The 18,728-nt window shown below is 68.3% G+C and carries 18 protein-coding genes and 2 pseudogenes; 5 read left to right on the forward strand and 15 right to left on the reverse strand.

Annotated elements, in window-relative coordinates; all coding sequences use genetic code 11:
• The first annotated feature begins 44 nt into the window (after positions 1 to 44).
• Together IPG97_07525 and IPG97_07530 are read left to right on the forward strand one after the other, a co-directional pair.
• Positions 45 to 1,205, forward strand: coding sequence for an amidohydrolase family protein (locus IPG97_07525; protein MBK6856383.1), 1,161 nt, complete (start codon positions 45 to 47; stop codon positions 1,203 to 1,205).
• Positions 1,206 to 1,275: 70 nt separating this feature from the next.
• Positions 1,276 to 3,043 (forward strand): annotated as a pseudogene (locus IPG97_07530) (DEAD/DEAH box helicase).
• 9 nt (positions 3,044 to 3,052) lie between these two features.
• On the opposite strand, the gene IPG97_07535 reads toward IPG97_07530, so the two are convergent.
• Together IPG97_07535 and IPG97_07540 are read right to left on the reverse strand one after the other, a co-directional pair.
• Positions 3,053 to 3,637 (reverse strand): YihA family ribosome biogenesis GTP-binding protein, encoded by a 585-nt coding sequence (locus IPG97_07535; protein MBK6856384.1) that lies wholly within the window; start codon positions 3,635 to 3,637, stop codon positions 3,053 to 3,055.
• 27 nt (positions 3,638 to 3,664) lie between these two features.
• Positions 3,665 to 4,606, reverse strand: coding sequence for a hypothetical protein (locus IPG97_07540; GenBank protein ID MBK6856385.1), 942 nt, complete (start codon positions 4,604 to 4,606; stop codon positions 3,665 to 3,667).
• Between the two features lie 134 nt (positions 4,607 to 4,740).
• On the opposite strand from IPG97_07540, the gene IPG97_07545 reads away from it, so the two are divergent.
• Positions 4,741 to 6,159 (forward strand): cellulase family glycosylhydrolase, encoded by a 1,419-nt coding sequence (locus tag IPG97_07545; protein ID MBK6856386.1) that lies wholly within the window; start codon positions 4,741 to 4,743, stop codon positions 6,157 to 6,159.
• Positions 6,160 to 6,332: 173 nt separating this feature from the next.
• Here the strand turns inward: IPG97_07545 and IPG97_07550 are convergent, their stop codons facing one another.
• The 5 genes and pseudogenes from IPG97_07550 to IPG97_07570 form a co-directional block, all read right to left on the reverse strand.
• Entirely contained in the window at positions 6,333 to 6,572 is a 240-nt protein-coding gene (locus tag IPG97_07550; protein MBK6856387.1) for an EAL domain-containing protein, read from the reverse strand.
• Positions 6,569 to 6,946, reverse strand: coding sequence for an EAL domain-containing protein (locus IPG97_07555; GenBank protein ID MBK6856388.1), 378 nt, complete (start codon positions 6,944 to 6,946; stop codon positions 6,569 to 6,571). The genes IPG97_07550 and IPG97_07555 overlap by 4 nt, the downstream gene beginning before the upstream one ends.
• On the reverse strand, positions 6,870 to 8,366 hold the full coding sequence (locus tag IPG97_07560) for a sensor domain-containing diguanylate cyclase (GenBank protein MBK6856389.1): 1,497 nt from the start codon (positions 8,364 to 8,366) through the stop codon (positions 6,870 to 6,872). Before IPG97_07560 ends, IPG97_07555 begins: the two co-directional genes overlap by 77 nt.
• A 187-nt stretch (positions 8,367 to 8,553) precedes the next feature.
• The gene (locus IPG97_07565; protein MBK6856390.1) at positions 8,554 to 8,847 is read right to left on the reverse strand and encodes a hypothetical protein; all 294 of its coding nucleotides are present in this window, start codon (positions 8,845 to 8,847) and stop codon (positions 8,554 to 8,556) included.
• A gap of 116 nt (positions 8,848 to 8,963) precedes the next feature.
• Positions 8,964 to 10,106, reverse strand: a pseudogene (locus IPG97_07570) (Mrp/NBP35 family ATP-binding protein).
• A 56-nt stretch (positions 10,107 to 10,162) separates the two neighbouring features.
• On the opposite strand from IPG97_07570, the gene IPG97_07575 reads away from it, so the two are divergent.
• Positions 10,163 to 10,906, forward strand: a complete 744-nt coding sequence (locus IPG97_07575; GenBank protein ID MBK6856391.1) for a helix-turn-helix domain-containing protein — start codon at positions 10,163 to 10,165, stop codon at positions 10,904 to 10,906.
• Between the two features lie 28 nt (positions 10,907 to 10,934).
• The gene (locus tag IPG97_07580) at positions 10,935 to 12,350 is read left to right on the forward strand and encodes a cysteine desulfurase (GenBank protein MBK6856392.1); all 1,416 of its coding nucleotides are present in this window, start codon (positions 10,935 to 10,937) and stop codon (positions 12,348 to 12,350) included.
• Between the two features lie 631 nt (positions 12,351 to 12,981).
• Here the strand turns inward: IPG97_07580 and IPG97_07585 are convergent.
• The 8 genes from IPG97_07585 to ccmA are packed head-to-tail and all read right to left on the reverse strand — an operon-like array spanning position 12,982 to position 18,686.
• Positions 12,982 to 13,524: a cytochrome c-type biogenesis protein CcmH gene (locus IPG97_07585; GenBank protein ID MBK6856393.1), complete on the reverse strand. Its 543-nt coding sequence runs from the start codon at positions 13,522 to 13,524 to the stop codon at positions 12,982 to 12,984.
• On the reverse strand, positions 13,521 to 14,099 hold the full coding sequence (locus tag IPG97_07590) for a redoxin family protein (protein ID MBK6856394.1): 579 nt from the start codon (positions 14,097 to 14,099) through the stop codon (positions 13,521 to 13,523). Before IPG97_07590 ends, IPG97_07585 begins: the two co-directional genes overlap by 4 nt.
• Positions 14,096 to 14,995, reverse strand: coding sequence for a hypothetical protein (locus tag IPG97_07595; GenBank protein ID MBK6856395.1), 900 nt, complete (start codon positions 14,993 to 14,995; stop codon positions 14,096 to 14,098). The genes IPG97_07590 and IPG97_07595 overlap by 4 nt, the downstream gene beginning before the upstream one ends.
• Positions 14,908 to 16,032: a cytochrome c biogenesis protein CcsA gene (gene ccsA / locus IPG97_07600; GenBank protein ID MBK6856396.1), complete on the reverse strand. Its 1,125-nt coding sequence runs from the start codon at positions 16,030 to 16,032 to the stop codon at positions 14,908 to 14,910. The genes IPG97_07595 and ccsA (IPG97_07600) overlap by 88 nt, the downstream gene beginning before the upstream one ends.
• Entirely contained in the window at positions 16,029 to 16,577 is a 549-nt protein-coding gene (locus tag IPG97_07605) for a cytochrome c maturation protein CcmE (protein ID MBK6856397.1), read from the reverse strand. The genes ccsA (IPG97_07600) and IPG97_07605 overlap by 4 nt, the downstream gene beginning before the upstream one ends.
• Entirely contained in the window at positions 16,568 to 17,356 is a 789-nt protein-coding gene (gene ccsA / locus IPG97_07610) for a cytochrome c biogenesis protein CcsA (GenBank protein MBK6856398.1), read from the reverse strand. Before ccsA (IPG97_07610) ends, IPG97_07605 begins: the two co-directional genes overlap by 10 nt.
• Positions 17,353 to 18,027 (reverse strand): heme exporter protein CcmB, encoded by a 675-nt coding sequence (locus IPG97_07615; GenBank protein MBK6856399.1) that lies wholly within the window; start codon positions 18,025 to 18,027, stop codon positions 17,353 to 17,355. Before IPG97_07615 ends, ccsA (IPG97_07610) begins: the two co-directional genes overlap by 4 nt.
• Positions 18,024 to 18,686, reverse strand: coding sequence for a heme ABC exporter ATP-binding protein CcmA (ccmA, locus tag IPG97_07620; GenBank protein ID MBK6856400.1), 663 nt, complete (start codon positions 18,684 to 18,686; stop codon positions 18,024 to 18,026). The genes IPG97_07615 and ccmA overlap by 4 nt, the downstream gene beginning before the upstream one ends.
• Positions 18,687 to 18,728 lie beyond the last annotated feature (42 nt).

The following is an 18,728-nucleotide window of genomic DNA, read 5'->3' on the forward strand; positions in this document are numbered from 1 at the left end:
ACGGCTTCTAGCCTGGGCGGGGCGCTGACGCGTGAGGGGTGACCATGATGTTCGATGCTGACAACCACTACTACGAGGCGCTGGATTGCGTGACCCGGCACCTGGACCGAACCCATGGGGCCCGGGTGTTCCAGTGGGCGACCATCGACGGCCGGTCCTACCCGGTTCTCGGCGGCCAGGTCTTTCGGGGGGTCAAGAACGCCACCTTCGATCCGGTGGCCCCACCGGGGGTGCTGGCCGACTACTTCCGAGGCAACCCCCACGGCGACGACCCGCTGGAACTGCTCCGACGACACGAACCGATCCGACCCGAGTACCGCGACCGAGACGCCCGCCTGGCGGTGATGGACGCCCAGGGCGTGGATCGGTGCTGGATGTTCCCCACCATGGGCATGATCTACGAGGAACCGCTCAAGGACGACCCCGAGGCGGTGACCTTGCTGTTCAGCGCCTTCAACCGGTGGCTGGCCGAGGACTGGGGCTTCGCCTACCAGGACCGGATCTTCGCCGCGCCCTACATCACGCTGGTCGACGTCGACTGGGCCTGTGCCGAACTCGAGTGGGCGTTGGCCAACGGGGCCCACACCATCGTGACCCGACCGGCGGCGGCCACCACCCGCAACGGCCCCCGCTCGCCCGGAGCACCAGAGTTCGATCGGTTCTGGGCTCGGGTGAACGAGGCGGGAATCACCGTGGTGGTCCACGCCGGCGACAGCGGGTACACCGCGCACGGCTATGCCCGAGACGGCTTCACCACCGATTTCGGCGGAATCCCTCAACCCATCCGCATGCTCCAGTTGGAACGGCCGATCGAGGACTGGTTGTCGGCACTCATCTGCGACAACCTGTTCCACCGCTTCCCCAACCTCCGGGTGGCGTCGGTGGAGAACGGGTCCAAGTTCGTGCCCGGCCTGTTCGACCGGCTGGAGATCCTGGCCCGCAAGATGAACGGCTGGTTCCCCGAAGACCCGGTGGAGACGTTCCGCCGCCACGTGTGGATCAACCCGTTCTGGGAAGACCGGGTGGACGACGTGATCACGGCGGTGGGGGTGGACCGGGTGATCTTCGGCAGCGACTGGCCCCACATCGAAGCCCTCCCCGAACCAGCCCAATACCTGTCCGAGCTGGACCACCTCTGCGACGCCGACCGCCGGCGAATCCTGGTCGACAACACCGCGGAACTGAACGAGCTACACCCGGTCTGACCCTCAGATAGGGGTTTGTGACGAAGCGGTGCGAGACTGGTGGAGTTCACCGAGCCCGTGGAGCCGTTCCATGTCAGACGACGTTCCATCCGGGACCGACCAGATCACCGACCCCGCCGGGGGATTCGCCGAGTTGGGCCTCCGTCCCGAGGTGCTGCGCGCCCTCACCGGGTTGGGCTATGAGGAACCGACTCCGATCCAACGCGAGGCCATCACCGAGATCGTGGCCGGCCGCGACCTGGTCGGTCAGGCCGCCACCGGCACCGGCAAGACGGCGGCATTCGCCCTGCCCATCTTGGAGCGGGTGGTGGAAGGTGCCGCTCCCGAACCCTTGGCTCTGATCCTGGTCCCGACCCGAGAACTTGCCGTCCAGGTGTCCGAGGCCATCTACAAGTACGGCCGCCACCTCGGCACCGAGGTCCTGCCCATCTACGGTGGCCAGCCCATCGTCCGCCAGCTCAAGGTCCTCCAACGGGGCGTGCACGTGGTGGTGGCCACCCCGGGCCGGGCCATCGATCACATCAACCGGGGCACCTTGAACCTGGACCACGTGGAGATCGTGGTGCTCGACGAGGCCGACGAGATGTTGGACATGGGCTTCGCCGAGGACCTGGACGCCATCCTCCAGGCCACCCCCGACACCCGCCAGACCGTCCTGTTCTCGGCCACCATGCCTCCCCGCATCGAGGCCATCGCCCGGCGCCACCTCACCGACCCGGTGCGGATCCGCATCCAGGCCGAACAGACCCCCCGAAGGCGAGGCACCCCGGGTCAGTGAGAGGGTCTACGTGGTGGCCCGGGCCCACAAGCCCGCGGCCCTCGGTCGGATCCTCGACGTCGAGGCCCCCGAAGCTGCCCTGGTGTTCTGTCGGACCCGCACCGAGGTCGACGAGCTCACCGAGACCCTCAACGGAAGGGGCTATCGGGCCGAGGCTCTCCATGGAGGTATGGATCAGCTCCAACGAGACCGGGTCATGGGCCGTCTGCGCTCCGGGGCCGCCGACCTGTTGGTGGCCACCGACGTGGCCGCCCGTGGCCTCGACATCGACCATCTGACCCACGTCGTCAACTACGACGTTCCCTCGGCCCCCGAGTCCTACGTGCATCGGGTGGGCCGGGTCGGTCGAGCCGGTCGAGAAGGGGTGGCCATCACCCTGGCCGAGCCCCGCGAACGCCGTCAGATCTCCAACATCGAGAGGGTGGCTCGACGCAAGCTCTCCCCCGAGAAGGTGCCGACGGTGGCCGACCTGCGCGCCGCCCAGAACGAACAGATCTTGGGGTCTCTGCGCGAGGCCCTCGAGGCCGATGATTCCGCCCGGTTCCTGCCCGCGGTAGAGGCTCTGGCCGGCGAGTTCGAGCTGGCCGACGTGGCTGCCGCCGCCCTCAAACTGGCCCACGATGCCACCAGCGGCAGCGCGGTCGACGACCAGGAGATACCCGACGCCGCCGATCGTCCCCGACGCGACCGTGGTGATCGGGACCGCCCGGACCGGGATCGTGGCCCGCGTGACCGAGATCGTGGCCCCCGACCCGACCGTGACCGGGGTGACCGGGGGGGTCGAGACCGGGACCGCAGTCGGGGCGGCGATGGCGACGTCGACAAGCTGTTCATCAACGTCGGCAAGATGGATTCGGTGCGCCCCGGTGACCTGGTCGGGGCCATCACCGGTGAGAGCCGGCTTCAGGGTCGAGACATCGGGGCCATCCAGATCTTCGAGAAGTTCAGCCTGGTCGAGGTACCGGCCGGATCAGCCGAAGACGTGATCCGGGCCATGCGCAACACCACCATCCGGGGTCGCAAGGCCACCATCAGGCGAGACCGGGGCCGCAACGACTGACCCGGTCGATCACTCGGCCAGCCACTCCCGGACCTGGTCGGCCAGGCGGTCGATGCCCACGTTCTTGGCGGCGCTGACCCAGATCACCTCGTTCTTCTCCAGGCCGCAACCCTCGGCCACGTCCTTCTTACGCTTCTCCCGCAGCGAGGACTTGACCTTGTCGTGCTTGGTGGCGATCACCGCGAACGGCAGGTTCTCGGCGCGCAACCATTCCAGGAGCTGCACGTCGAGCTTGGTCGGGCCGACCTCACCGTCGACCAGCACCATGATCATCACCAGTTCCTGGCGCTCGGTGAGGTAACCCTCGATCATCTGTTGCCACCCGGCCCGCATCGACTTGGACACCGCGGCGTAGCCGTAGCCCGGGCAGTCGACCACGGTGGTGCCGTCGGGCAGCTCGAACAGGTTGAGGAGCTGGGTCCGACCCGGGGTCTTGGAGACGTGAGCCAACTTGTTGCGCCGGGCCAGCGCGTTCAGCAACGAAGACTTGCCCACGTTGGAACGGCCCACCACCGCCACCTCGGCCGGGCTGGGGGGGAGCGCGTCGAGCCGATCGGCGGACTTTACGAAGCGGAGCTGAAGCGGCTGTGGCACGCCTGGCAGCGTGCCACAGCCGGAACCTCAGGGGATGGGTTGAGCCTGTCCGGAGTTGACGTCGATCATCATCCCCGACCCGTCGACGGCCACGAAGTCCGATCCCTTGATCTGGCTCAACGTCTGGAGCTGGTCGTTGTCCCACCGCTCGTCGGGGGCTCCGGACATGTACCACGAGGACCCGTTGTCGGCGATGATGGCCCCATAGGTCTTGAGGGCCACGATGATCGGGCGGACCTGGGCCGGATAGTTGTTCTCGTTGACCGTCGACTTGAGGCGGAACCGTTGGCCCATGGCCGGCCGGTTGACATCGGTGCTGGAGCTGGCGAAGTGGCTGGCGGGCCACAGGTACGTGCGCCGGGACTGGGGCACGGTCATGCGGATGGCGTGTTCGATCTTGCCTGCCGCCACCTCGTCGTAGCGGACCAAGCCGGGGACGATGGGTAAGCCAGCGGCGTCAGCGGAGGTCCAGCCCAGCGGACGTTGTGCGTTGGAGCGCAGATCCCAGATGGCACCGGATCCGGCGTGCCACGTTCCGTCACCGTTGGGGTAGGCGGCATACAGCTCATAGAGCTTGCACTCGGCTGGCTCCACCATGAGGATGTGGCGGTCGCCGTCGCTGTCGGGCCCGCCCTCGATCGGTGGGTTGGCGGGGACCGGGTAGCCGCCATGGTCGCTCTCGTCGTCGTACTCGAAGGTCACGTTCACCTTGGGCTGGCCGGGGGCGACCACCACGAACGGGATGCCGATGGGTCCGCCTTCCCACAATCCAGAACCGAAGTCGGCCTTGAGCCCTTTGGTGGCACCGACGGTGTTGACCAGGTTGGTGGAGTTGGTGAGAACCGGGGCGTTGGTGACCGGTGCATGCCAGTGGCTGTTGGACGGGAACATCGGGCATTCGGTGCCCGGAACCGTCGGGCCACAAGCGGTCAGCACCGCGGCAACCGCTACGGGAACGAGCCCAGCCACGGCGAGGCGACGACGGCGAAGGAGAGCGGGGAGAGCCATGCCCGTTGCATCGGCAGGTTCGCCCGGCCTCTACACCCCCGATCCCACAACCGAGCGAAGGCTCACGTTCACCGTCCGTGAGATACCGTTAGCCCATGGCCACCACCACGACGTCCAGTTCTCGGCGGTTTCATCGCCTTTCACGCCGCCGGGGTTTGGCCGTCGTTGCCGCCGTAGCGGCGCTGGCCTTCCCGCTCGGATCGACCACCAGCCCAGCGTCGGCCAAGGCCGACACCGGCCCCGGACCCGTGGCGAGGTGGGGCACCGTCACCGGGACCGACGGCCGGGTGTACATCACCGACAGTTCGGGACGGGCCCAGATCTTCCGGGGTTTCAACGTCAAGACCTCCGAACCGGCCGCCGACGTGACCGACCAGATGCTGGAGGCCGCCACCGCCCGGGGCATGGACCACGTCCGGGTCGGATTCTTCTGGCAGCACCTCGAACCCGAGATGGACCAGATCGACGAGTCCTTCCTCGACCAACTCGAGATCGTCTTGGACCGGGCCGAGGATCACGGCATCAAGGTCATCTTGGACATGCACCAGGACGTCTACGGCGAGAAGTTCGGGTCCCACGGTGTCCCGGCGTGGGCCACCCGTGACGACGGCCTGCCCTTCGAGGAGCAGGACAACTGGTTGCTGTCCTACCTCCAGCCCGCGGTTCAGGCCGCCTTCGAACACCTCTACGAGGACGCCGATCTGCGCCAGCAACAGATCGACGCCTGGCTGGCTGTGGTCAACCGGGTGAAGGACCACCCCGCGCTGTTCGGCTACGACCTCATGAACGAACCCTTCGGGAAGCAGCGACCCGGTGAAGACATATTCACCTCCGCGGCACGGGTGGAGCGCGAGCAGCTCACCCCCATGTTCCAGCGCCTCACCGATGCCATCTCGGCGGTCGACGCGGACCACTGGGTGTTCTTCGAACCGCCGAACCTGGCCTCGCTCGGTGTCGCCACCAGCCTGGGCCGCATCACCGGACCCAAGGTGGCCTTCTACCCCCACATGTACGACCCAGACATCGAGATCGCCACCTACTCCCCCGACGGCAAGATCGAGATCAACCCCGAGTTCTTCACCAAGTGGCGCGACGCCATCACCACCTACACCGACAAGTACCCCATGCCGATGCTCGTCGGGGAGTGGGGCATCGCCCACCCCGACCTACCCGGCATGGACGAGTTCGTCGACCTTTCGCTCCAGACGATGGAGGAAGTGACGTCGGGCTGGTCGATGTTCCAGATGTGCCGGGGCGGCGGCTACTGCCCCTTCGACGAGGCCGGCAATGCCAGGCCCAACATCGGGCGCCTGTTCCAGCCTTACGCGCGGGCCATCGCCGGACGCCCAGTCCGCACCCACTGGGATCACAACACCCAGACGTTGAAGATCACCTTCACCGACAACGACGCCCAGGGCCCGACCACCATTTACCTGGACCGCGGCGCCACCTACCCCGAGGGCTACGTGGTCGAGACGTCTGACGCCGACGGGTCGTGGACCGAGGCATCATGACGCCAACACCGACATATTGATGGTCGACACCCCCGACACCGGCGGTGAGCACACGACCACGACCGTGGTGGGCAACCGTCCCCCAACTGCACCCGGCGCTCAGCCGATGGCACGGGAACCCAACTACACCGGTTGACCCCTGGGATTGGCGACCTGAGGTTGTCGGCCCGGGCTCAGGGTCGGGTCGACAACCAGTCGGTCAGTTCGTCGGCCGGAGCGGGCCGGGCGAACACGAAACCTTGCACTGCGGGACAGCCCAGCTCGGTCACCACATCGAGCTGATCGACGGTCTCCACGCCTTCGGCCACGCAAGACAGCGACATGGCCTTGGTCAGCTCCACCACCGACCCCACGATGGCCCGACTCCTGGGATCGTCACCGGCGCGCACCACGAAGCTCCGATCCAACTTCACCGTGTCAACCGGCAGACTCTGGAGGTACCCAGAGATGAGTATCCGGTGCCGAAGTCGTCGATGGCGATCCGCGCCCCGAGGGCCCGGAGTTGGCTCAAGAACTCGGCGGCCTGCTCGGGGTCGGGCAGGATGCCGCTCTCGGTCACCTCGAAACCGATCCACGCCGGGTTCACGCCCGTCAAGGTCAAGATCCGGGAGATCTGTTCGACCACCGCCACCGAGCCGAGCTGGGTGGGCGAGAGGTTCACCCACACCACGAAGGGGTGCTCGCGGGTCTGGTTCCAAGCGATGGCGGCCTCACATGCCTGGGTGAGAACGGTCTCGAACAGGGCGGGGATGAGACCCACCTCCTCGGCCACCGGGATGAACAGCACCGGTGGCAAGATCCCGCCGGCGGGGGCTTCGCAACGGGCCAAGGCTTCGGCCCCGAGCACCATGCCGTCTTCGAGGCGCACGGTCGGGTTGAAAGTGGACGACGATCCCGTCACCTTCGATCGCCTCCCGCAACACCCTCTCGATGCGCACCCGTTCGGCACCAGCCTGGAGCATCTGATCGTCGAACACCTCGACTCGGCCCCGGCCCCGTTCCTTGGCGTGGTATAGCGCGGTGTCGGCGTCTCTCACCAGTGACCGCGGGTCCTCGGGCGGATGGATTGACAATGCCGCCCCGACGCTGGCCCGGAGGACCACCCGGTGATCACGAACCGTGTAGGGCACGGTGAGGGCGGTCAACAGTTCTTCACCCACCCTCACCAGGTCTTCGGGGCCATCGACCTTGGGCACCAAGACGATGAACTCGTCTCCCCCGAAGCGGGACACCAGCACCGGGTCCTCCACCGCTTCCTCGAGACGTTCGGCCACGGCCCGCAGCACCTCGTCGCCGAACTCGTGGCCCAGGGTGTCGTTCACCAGCTTGAACCGGTCCAGGTCGAGGAACAGCACCCCGACGTTGCCGTCCTCGGCCGCCTCAGCCAGCCGTTCGGAGAACATGGCCCGGTTGGGTAGGCCGGTGAGCGGGTCGTGCATGGCCTGGTGGCGCAGGTCGCGCTCGCGGGCGTCCTGGTCGATGGCGATGGCGGCCAGGCGAGACGCCAGCGACAGCACCCTGGACTCCGTGTCAGACGGGTGCCCGGCCTCGGTGCGATAGATGTCGATGGTTCCGAGCTGGCTGCCGTCGTTGAACGATCGGATCGGGATCGACCAGCACGCCCGGATCCCATGGGCGGCCAGCACCGGGGCCAGCTCGGCGTAGGCCGGATCGGTCGAGATGTCGGGGCTGAACTGGCCGACGTCGGCGTGGAAGGAGCCCGACCCTCCTGGGCCGCCGACTCGGGGCCGAAGCCCGATCAGGGCACCGATCACCGGAACCGGCAGATGCGGGGCGATCAGGGGGTGGAGGGCTGAGTCGACGGGGTCGTACTCCATGATGCAGGCCGAGGCGTGGGGATCTCGGTGCTCCAACAGGTCGATCACCCGATGGAGGACCTCACCTAGCGGTTCCCCGGCGCTCAGGCGGTTGAGCACGAACATCTGGTCACCCAGAAGGGCCAACTCCGACGCGGGATCGGCAATGCGCACGGCAAAGGCCATCACCCCCACGTCGCTGTCGCCCAAGCGGTTCTCGACCCACACGTCGAACAGCGGCGCATCCCCCGGTGCAGTGTTGAGGTGTACGGCCACGGTGGCGCTGCGCCCGGTTCCGCCCACGCCGCGTCGAAGCAGGTCGGCGGCCACCTCGATCTCGTCGGATCGCACCAGGTCCAACACCGGTGAGCCGACCAGGTCGCGCCCCACCGCCCAGCCCCAACGCCACCGCCTCAGCACTCGCCCAGATGACCTGCAAGGTCGTCGTCGACCACCACCACGCCCACCGGGTTGCCGTCGCGGTCCCGCCGGGCCTCGGTGAGTCGACGCTGGAGGGCGCCTCCACCTCGGCCGCCACGTGCCGGACCGCCTCGACAGGAACGCCACCCCCCGCACCTCACCGACGTGCACCCCGCCAACCGATACCGGCACTGCGATGTCGGTGGCCGGTGTCGCCACCACCGAGGCCCTCCACCACCGGCACCAGCGCCGCCGGCGACGGAACGCCGTCGGCCAACGGCGGGACCGGACCCCGCAGCCAAACCGACAGCGATCCCCCGGCCATCTGCTCGGCCAGCACGGCCAGTGATCTCAGGTGAGGATCGTCGTGGGCATCCAGGACCCCGAGCGCGTGGATGGCCGCGAGCGTCGCCCGGCTCTCCACATCAGCATCGGTTCCCGTCGACGTCACGCAGGCACCTTCCCCCAGGGATGTTCCTCCTGTCGGCGGGGCCGGTGAGATCTTGACCCTTGTACCGGTATGTGGCGCCGGTCACGCAGGGTGGGGGTTGATCGGCGGGACCGGGTTCAGCCGTTGAGCAGCGACAGCCCGGGGTTGTAGCGGCGGGTGGGAGCCAAGGCCACGTCGACCTGCTCGGCGATGGCGGCGAAGGCCTGTGATGCTTCGCTGCCGGGGTCGGCGGCCACCACCGGACGGCCCTCGTCGGAGCCCTCTCGCAGGTCGTTGCGAAGCGGGATCTGACCCAGGAGGGGCACGTCGAGCTTGTCGGCCAGTTCCTGACCACCACCGGCCCCGAAGATCTCGTAACGAACACCGTCGTCACCGGTGAACCACGCCATGTTCTCGATCACACCCTTGACCTCGAGGTGCACCTTCTCGGCCATGGCCGCCGCCCGCTGGGCCACCCGCTGAGCCGCGGGTTGGGGGGTGGTCACCACGTAGACCTCGGCGCGGGGCAGGAACTGGCTGATCGACAGCGACACGTCACCGGTGCCGGGTGGGAGGTCGATGATCAAGAAGTCGGGTTCGTCCCAGAACACGTCGGTGAGGAACTGCTCCAGGGCCTTGTGCAGCATCGGTCCGCGCCAGATCACGGCCTGGTCCTCGTTGGCGAAGAACCCCATGGAGATGCAACGCACACCGTGGGCCTCGGGCGGCACCAGCATGGAGTCGATCACCACCGGGTCGTGGGTGATGCCGAGCATCTTGGGGATGGAGAAGCCCCACACGTCGGCGTCGACGATGGCCACCGAACGACCTCGTTGGGCCAAGGCCACGGCCAGGTTGGTGGACACCGACGACTTGCCCACGCCGCCCTTGCCCGAGGCGATGAGCAGCACCCGGGTCCGGCTCGACGGATCGGCGAAGGGAACGGCTCGACCTTCGGCGTGACCGTGGGCCTGGTTGGTTCCGGCGGTGGCGGCCGGGTTCCCGTTGAGCTGCTGGCGCAGGCCGGCCAGCTCCTCGGCGGTCATGGCGGTGAAGTCGACCCGTACGGCCCGAACCCCTTCCAGGGCAGTGACCGCTTCCTCCACCCGACGGGTGATCTCGTTCTTGAGCGGACACCCCGGAGTGGTCAGCGCCACCAACACCCGCACCGCGCCGTCGGACTCCACCACTTCCTTGAGCATCCCGAGGTCGACGATGCTGCGATGCAGCTCGGGGTCCTGGACCGGACGGATGGCCTCGATGATCTCAGCTTCGGTGGGCACGTTGGCTTCCTGACGTGGGGAATTTCTCCTACAGACATAGGTAGAATACCGGGGTGACCTCGGCGAAGTTCAGTCCGCGGGAGGCTCCAGCCCTCAGCCCCACCGACTTCGCCTCCGCGGTCTCGGCCCTCACATCGGCCTTCGGCGATCCCACCCGACGAGACATCTACCTGTTCGTGCACGAGCAGCCCGACGGGGTCACCGCCACCGAGGTGGCCGAGCGGTTCGAGCTCCACGCCAACGTGGCCCGCCACCACCTCGACAAGCTGGTGGCCGGCGGCCACCTAGAGGTGACCATCGGTCGGATTCCGGGGCCGCCGGGCGCAGGCCGGCCGTCCAAGCGATACCGCTCCCGGGCCGAGGCCGTGCTGGTAGAGCTGCCCGTCCGCCACGACGAACTGATCATCACGCTTCTGGGTCGAGCCCTGGCCCGTTTGCCCGAGGCCGAGGCCACCGCCCTGGCCGAAGAGGTGGGTGTCGAGTACGGCCAGACCCTGGCCGCGGCGATGGGCCAGGTCGGCGATGCACAGCGTTCGTTCCGCGCCGCCCTCCACTCCGTCGCCGATGCCCTCTCGGCACACGGGTTCGCGGCCCACGCCGAGGAAACTCCAGGTGGTCTGCGCATCGTGTCCGACCACTGCCCGTTTGGTGACGTCGCCTTGGAACACCCCGTCATCTGCGCCGTCGACCGGGGAATGGTCAGAGGAATGCTGGGCGCCCTCTACGGCGAGGCCGCCGCCGAGACCGAGGCCTCCCGAGCTGGCGGCGACCCCACCTGCATCACCTCGGTGGGCTGAGCCCACGGTACGCCCTTAGGCTCGAGCCGTGTCGCTATCGCCGCACCGGGCCTACCTGGACCACTCCTCCACCACTCCGTTGCGGCCCGCGGCCCGGCGGGCCATGGTCGAGGCACTCACTTCGTTGACCGGCGACCCGGGCCGAATCCACCAAGAGGGCCTCACCGCCCGAGTGGCGTTGGAGACGGCCCGCGATCACGTCGCCGGGCTCGTCGGGGCCAGAACCCGGGAAGTGGTGTTCACCAGTGGAGCCACCGAAGCAATCGCCGCTGCGGTGTGGGGTGGCGCCACCCGGGCCACCGACCGCACCGGCACGCCGGGCCATCAGGTGGTCACCGCCGTCGAGCATTCCGCGGTGCGACTGGCGGCGGGGCGAGCCGGACCGGTCACCGTGGTTCCGGTCGACGGGACCGGTCGGGTTGACCCGACCGGGGTGGTCGACGCCATTGATGCCCACACCTCGATGGTCCACATCCAGTGGGCCAACCACGAGGTGGGCACCATCCAGCCGGTAGCCGAGGTGGTCTCGGCCTGTCGCGAACGGGGGGTCCTGGTCCACGTGGATGCCGCCGCCGCGGTCGGGCGCTTCGACATCTCTTTCACCGACCTGGGCGCTGATCTCATGTCGGTGAGCGGCCACAAGTTGGGGGGACCAGCCGGCACCGGAGCCCTGCTGGTCAGACGGGGCCTGCGCATACCGGCGCTGCTGGTGGGCGGCGATCAGGAGCGAGCCCGGCGGGCCGGGCTGGAGCCGGTGGCCCAACTGGTGGGGTTGGGCGCGGCGTGCGAAGAACTTTCGACCGTCGATCCTGATGGCGCGGTCCGCTGGGCGAGCGAAGCCGCCGAGGCCGACCGGCTCTCGAACCGCATCCGAGAAGTACTCGCCTCGATCGAAGGCATCGAGCAGTACGGCAACGTCGACCACCGCCTCCCCCACCTGGTCTGTGTCGGCGTGGAAGGGGTGGAGCCCCAAGCGGTGCTGTTGGGCCTGGACCGGGCCGGTATCGCCGCCCATTCCGGCAGTGCCTGCTCGTCGGAATCACTGGAACCATCCCCGGTGCTGGAGGCGATGGGCATCGACGCCCACCATTCATTGCGGCTGTCGGTGGGCTGGAACACCACCGATGCCGACGTCGACCGCCTGGCCGCCAGCCTGCCCTCGGTGATCCACGACCTGCGGGCGCTGCGAGCCAACCCTGATCAGCCTCGGACGGTTGTCGTTCGGGGAACGGAGGTGGACGAGGATGTCGAGGATGTCGAGGCGGGGGTAGTGGCGGTCGGCGCCGAGAGGGCCTCGTCGATCCGCTCGGCCAACTGCTGTTGTTCTATGACCGAACGGGCATCGGGCGAGGGGTCGTGGGCCTCGAACTCCTCCAGGTACTGCTTGGCCAGTTCGAACTCGCCGCGCCGAAAGGCCAGCACCGCCCGAAAGGCCCGGGCATAGCTGTAGTTGGGGTCGACCTCGATGGCGGTCTCCACCAGTTGTTCGGCAGCCTGTTCCAACGACGCCGCCTCGTCACCTTCGGCCAGCGATGCGGTCAGGCCGATCTGCCAACCGAGCCAGGTGTTGGCCACCGGGTTTCGGGGGTCATCGTCGAGCACCGCCTTGAAGCACTCCACCGCGGCGGCAGGTGACGCCGGGTTGATCTTCTGCACGCAGGCCTGGGCTCGTTGGCTGGCCGACTGCTTGACGTCGACGCCCCCGGTGATGGTGTCTCCCGCCTCCCGGGCGCCCATGGAACGGGCCACCGTCCAACCAGCCACCAGCGCGAACGCCACGACGCCCGCGGCCACCAGCGCGGCTCGGCGACCGTCACGGGGCGCACGGGCGTCGGCGAAGCCCTGCTTCTGCTCCTCGATGGCCCGCAGCACCTCGGCGGCGCGGGCGGTGTAATCGTCTCTGAGGGCGCGGTGATCGGCGTCGTCGAGGTCGCCGGCGTCATGTTCGCGGTCCAAATCTGTGATGGATCGCAGCAGGAAATCGCGCTGTTCTTCGAGGGCCGCCAGTTCATCGGGGTCGAGCCGAGCGGTCCGGCGTGGCTGCTTGGACGGCGACCGAGCGCCTGCCTTGGCGGTCACGTCGGGACCTCCCCGTCGACACCCGTCCCGTCGGCAACTGTCCTGTCGGCGCCCGTGGCCCCATCACCGCGCTGGTCCGCGGCCAGCGCCGCGTTCACCAGTTCCCGGTCGGCCTCGGTCACCTCGACCCGGCGCGGTTTCCAGTCCCCGAACCGCCACCCCAACGCTCCTACAGCCAGCACCGCACCCGCCACCGGCAGGGCCCACACCAACGCCCCGAAACCCGATCCGGCCGGGTCCAACAGAAGCTGACGGCCATCGGGGTAACGAGACGCCACATAGTCACGGATCTCTTCGTCGGAGTCACCGGCTTCGAGACGTTCCGCGATCAACACCCGGACGGCCTCCGCGGCCGGGGTGTCGCTGTTGGCCACGGCCTGGCTGGCACACGACGGGCAGCGGATCGACTTCTCCAGGTTGCGGGCCCGTTCCTCCATGGTGGGCGGGTCGCCGCCCAGAGTTCCCACCGCCAGCAACGCCCCGACCACCACGGCCATGGCCACCCACGGCCACCACCCCTGCCTCACCGATCCGCTCACGGGTTGGTTCCCGCCGTCGTCGACGCCTCGGCGGCAGCAGCCGCTTCGAAGCTGTCGATGGTCGCGTCGAGTTGCGCTTGGGTGACACCGCTCACGAACCGCTCCGCCACGTACCCGGTGGGGGTCACCAGGTAGGACTCGGGGACCTTGGCCACCCCCCAATCCAAGGCGGTACGACCCTGGTCGGAGTCGAACACGGTCCAGTCTCCACCCCGTTCGGCAAAGAACTTTCGCACCGCGTCGGCATCGTCGGAGTAGACGACGCTGATGACCCGGGCGTCACCGGTCTTGGCGTGGGCTTCGGAGAACTTCACCAGTTCGGGGTGTTCGGTGACGCACGGGGCGCACCAGGTGGCGAAGAAGTTGACCACCACCCACCGGTCGGTGGCGCCGATGTCGAACGGTTCACCCAACAGCACCTCACCGGCCACACCCGGGGTTCGCTGGCCGATCAGCTTGCTGGTGGACTTTCGTTCGGTAGCCGGATCTCGGGTGGCCAACAGCGCCACCAACAAGATCACCACCACCCCGGCCACCACCGCGGCGGCCAGCGCTGGACGACGGGGCCCGTTCATCGCGACACCGGTGCAGTCCCGACGCGCCGCCTCCCAGGGAAGATGGCCATCAACGAACCGATCGCCATAACGCCACCTCCGATCCACAGCCACACGATCAGTGGCTGAACGATGATCTTCACCGATACCGAATCGTCGGCGCCGGGCAGGTCGGTGAGGGTCAACAGCACCGAGTCTCGAGCGGTGTTGCGCACCGACGGCTTGCCGATCTGTTGGGTTCCGTTCACGAACTGCTGGATGGCCGGCTCGAACACCTTGCCGCCCACGTCGAGCTTGGCCCCGACCTGTCGGCGGGCCGCGGTCACATCCGACGTCGGCCCCAGGTAGGTGATCTCATGTCCTCGTACGGTGACGGTGGAAGGACATCCCGGTGCCGACTCCACGCACAGGCGGGCGTCGCGTTCCACCGAGTAGCTGTTGGACGCTGCCAATGCCACCGCGATCATCAGCACCCCGATGTGGACGATCATCCCACCGTTGGCTCGGCCGGTGAGGCCCCGCCACCCTTGACGTCGGGTGGCCAGGTAGAGCTGGCGGATTGCGGCACCGCCGGCGAATCCGGCCAGGAAGAACGCCAGCAGCGGGGCCAGGCCCCGGGCCCCCAAGGCCACCGCCAACGCCAACAGCCCAGTTCCGAACCAACCCGGCCACAACAGGCGGGTCCGCAACGTCTCACCTGATGCTTTGCGCCATGGCAGCACGGGGGCGACAGCCATGAGGAACAACAGCACCAACCCGATGGGTGTGGTCATGCGCTCGAAGTAGGGCTCGCCCACGGTCACCCGTTCGGCCGACAGCGCCTCGGAGATCAGGGGGAACACGGTGCCCAACAGCACCACGAAGGCGAAAGCGGCGAACACGATGTTGTTGAGTAGGAACGCACCCTCGCGTGACACCGGGGAGTCGATCGGGCCGGGGACCGCAACCGGTCACCCCGCCATCCGACCAGGCCCACGGTCACGGCCACGATCACCGCGAAGAAGCCCAACAACAGCGGCCCGATGGCCGACTCGCTGAAGGCGTGGACCGAGTCGATCACACCCGAACGGGTCAGGAACGTGCCCAAGATGGTGAGGGCGAAGGTGGCGCACAACAGCGACAGGTTCCACACCCGCAACATCCCTCGTCGTTCCTGAACCATCACCGAGTGCAGGTAGGCGGTGCCGGTCAGCCACGGCAGGAACGAGGCGTTCTCGACCGGGTCCCACGCCCAGTACCCGCCCCAACCCAGCACCTCGTGGCTCCACCAGGCGCCGGCCACGATGCCCATGGTCAAGAACATCCAGGCGATCAGCGTCCACCGGCGGGTCTCCACCAGCCAGCCTTCACCCAAGCGTCCGGTGACCAGCGCCGCCACCGCGAAGGCGAACGGCACCGTGAAGCCGACGTAGCCCAGGTACAGCATGGGCGGGTGGAACGCCATGAGGGGATGGTTCTGCAACAACGGGTTGGGGCCGGGGCCGTCGAGCGGCGGGTCGGCCAGCACCCGGAACGGGTTGGCTGGGCCGAGCATCAACCCGAAGAAGAACAGGCACACCGCGAACATCACGACCATCGCCCAGGCCACCAGCGGGTCGTTGAGGCGGTCCCGGAACTTGATGACCACCGCCACCGAGTAGCCAGCCAGGATCAGCCCCCACAACATGATCGACCCCTCCAGCGCCGACCACAGGGTGGCCACGTTGAACAGGGCGGGGGTGGAGTGCGACCCGTTGTTGGCCACGTACTCCAGAGAGAAGTCCCGGGTGATGAGGGCCCGTTCCATGGCCGCCACCGCCAGCACCGCGCCGCCCAGGACCATGAAGGCGTAGGTGCGTGACATGCGCAGCAGGTCGCTGCGACGACCCCTCAGTCCCACCGCCAGGGTGACGATGCCGCCAAGGGCTCCGACCAGGGCTAGGACGACGCCGCCCGTGCCCAGAGCGGCGTTCACGAGGCTTCGGGCACCCGGTCGGGATGCTGTTCCTCGTAGTCGCCGCTGTCGTCCTTCTTGTAGTCCTCGGTGTGTTTGACCAGCAGCCGGTCGCTGTCGAACTCGGTGCCAGCCGCGTTCCAGGACCCTTCGGCCACCACCGGCAGCCCGGGCTTGAACAGCGCCGGCTCCTTGCCGGTGTGACGGACCTTCACCGCCACGCCCCGGTAGGCCACCGAGAACACCTTGGCGTTGCCGTCGTCGACGGGCTCACCGACCACCACTCCCTGGAGGCGGAACCGGTCCCGGCCGAGGGTCTCCTGCTGGGCCACCGCCTCGTCGGCGTTGCGGTAGTAGAGGCTGGCTCCACGGGCCTGGATCACGATGAACACCACCACCACAGCCAGCCCGGCCAGCACGCCGACCGCCACCCAGCGACGCGAGCTTCGGCGCCGCGGGCTCTGATCCGACGCCACTCGGGGGGTCAGGTCCAGGCCACCCTCGTCCAGGTCGCGGTCGTCGGGGGTGTCGGGCCCGTCGGGATGGCGAGGCGTGGTCACATCCACCGCCGATCCTCGGGTGGCACCTGGCGGCCCACGGCCCGACCCCGACGAATGGTGTACACGGCGTACCCCTTCTCCTCCAGGCGAGCCCGGACGTATTCCAGTCTGAAGCGGTGGATCATGAGCCACCCGTAGACGGCCACCGCCACCAGCATCCCGAACATGAGGGCGAACAGCTTGAGCCCGTCGATGGTGGGGTCGAGCCGGCTGATGGTGGCGGGCTGGTGGATCCCCCGCCACCAGTCCACCGAGTAGTGCACGATCGGGACGTTGGCGAAGGCCACCAAGCCGACCACCGCGGCCCGCTTGGCCCGCACCACCGGGTCCAGGACAGCCGAGCGCAGGGCCAGGTAGCCGACGTAGACGATGAGCATCAGCAGGGTGCTGGTGAGGCGTGGGTCCCATTCCCACCAGGTGCCCCAGGCGATGTGACCCCACACCGATCCGGTGGCCAGGGTCAACAGCGTGAACACCACGCCGACCTCGGCCGACGACGCGGCGAGCAGATCCCAGCCTTCCGTCTTGCGGATCAGGTACATCACGCTGGCCACCGCGGTGACGAAGAACGCCAGGTAGCAGGCCACCGCCACCGGCACGTGCACGTACATGATCCGGACCAGCTCACCCATGCTGTTCTCCGACGCGTTGGCGCCGCTGTCGGGGGGTGAGATCACCAGGGCCACGGCCAGGAACACCGCCACCGCCACCGCCAAGAGCACCCCGAAGATCCGGCTACCGCGCGAGGCGGTGCCGTCGGGGTGCATTCGGAACAGGGGGTTCAAGGCTCCTCCAGGAGGTTTTCGAAGGCCAGGATCCCGATCACCAGGTAAAGGAGCGCGAAAACCGTCAGCAGCCCCAGCCAGCGCCAGCCCGACCCGGGGGTCTGGGCGTAGGCGGCGGCGAAGGCCTGCGTGGCCGATATCAACACCGGTGCCACCACCGGCAGGACCAGGAGCGGCAACAGGGTGTCTCGCACCCTCATTCCCGCCGACAAGATGCCGTAGAGCGAACCGACCGAGGCCAGACCGACGGTGGCGGCCAGGCAGGTGGCCACCAGCAGCGGAGCCCCGTGGGGGGTGGTCCCGTAGAACAGCGTGACCCCGGCGACCAGCACCGCCTGAAGCACCAGCAGATGCACGGCGATGCCGGCCACCTTGCCCAGGAAGATCCCCGCCGGGTCCAGGCCCGACAGCCGCAGGGCGTCGCCTATCCCGTCGGCGGCCTCCACCGAGAACGAGCGTTGCAACGCCAGCAGGGTGGAGAACAGCACCGCCAGCCAGAACAGGCCCGGCGTTGCCTCGCCCAGGATCCGCCGGTCGGGGTCCAACGCAAAGGCGAACAACACCAGCACCAGCACCCCGAACGGGATCACCTGGGCCATGACCACCCGGCTGCGCATCTCCAGGCGCAGGTCCTTCTCCAACACCAACCCGGCGTCTCGGAGGATGGTCATGACGCCACCGTCTCACCCGACGGCACGGCCGCGATACCTCCGGCGAGGTGAACCGTGCGATGGGCGACCACCGCGGCCCGATCCAGTTCGTGGGACACGAACACCACCGTCGCCCCGGCGGCCACAGCATCCACCATCAATCCGTCGACCAGGTCGCGGGCCTGCTGATCGAGGGCGGCGTGGGGTTCATCCAGCAGCCACAGCTCGGGCCGACGGGCCACCAGCACCGCCAACGCCGCCCGTCGACGCTGCCCGGCCGAAAGCCTGGCCACGGCCACGTCGGCCAACCTCCCGTCGAGGCCCAGCCTGGCCATGGCCGCGTCGACGTCGGTGGCCCGAGACCGACCGGCCCGGGCCCAGAACGCCACGTTGTCGGCCACCGTCAGGTCGGCGTAGAGCCCGCTGCCGTGTCCCAGCAACCCCACCCGCGACCGGACCGGCCGGGGGTCGGTCCGCAGGTCCACCCCGAGCACCTCAGCCGTACCGTCGACCACCGGAACCAGCCCGGCACAGGCCCGCAGCACCGTGGTCTTTCCGGCCCCATTAGGCCCCTGGAGCAGCACGATCTCACCGGCGCCCACCTCGAGGTCGACGCCGGCCAGGGCGGGGAACCGCCCAAGCAGGCAGACCGCCTGACGAAAACGAACGACAGGATCCATGGGGCCTCACAAGGCTACCGACCCCCCAACCAGCCCCACCAA

The organism is Microthrixaceae bacterium (assembly GCA_016702505.1).
In the GTDB taxonomy this organism is placed as follows: domain Bacteria; phylum Actinomycetota; class Acidimicrobiia; order Acidimicrobiales; family Iamiaceae; genus Aquihabitans.

Coding starts and splice junctions, on each gene's coding strand:
- ccmA (MBK6856400.1), bottom strand. CDS start 18,686: ATGGATCCTGTCGTTCGTTTTCGTCAGGCGGTCTGCCTGCTTGGGCGG.
- IPG97_07525 (MBK6856383.1), top strand. CDS start 45: ATGATGTTCGATGCTGACAACCACTACTACGAGGCGCTGGATTGCGTG.
- IPG97_07545 (MBK6856386.1), top strand. CDS start 4,741: ATGGCCACCACCACGACGTCCAGTTCTCGGCGGTTTCATCGCCTTTCA.
- IPG97_07590 (MBK6856394.1), bottom strand. CDS start 14,099: ATGAACGGGCCCCGTCGTCCAGCGCTGGCCGCCGCGGTGGTGGCCGGG.
- IPG97_07615 (MBK6856399.1), bottom strand. CDS start 18,027: ATGACCATCCTCCGAGACGCCGGGTTGGTGTTGGAGAAGGACCTGCGC.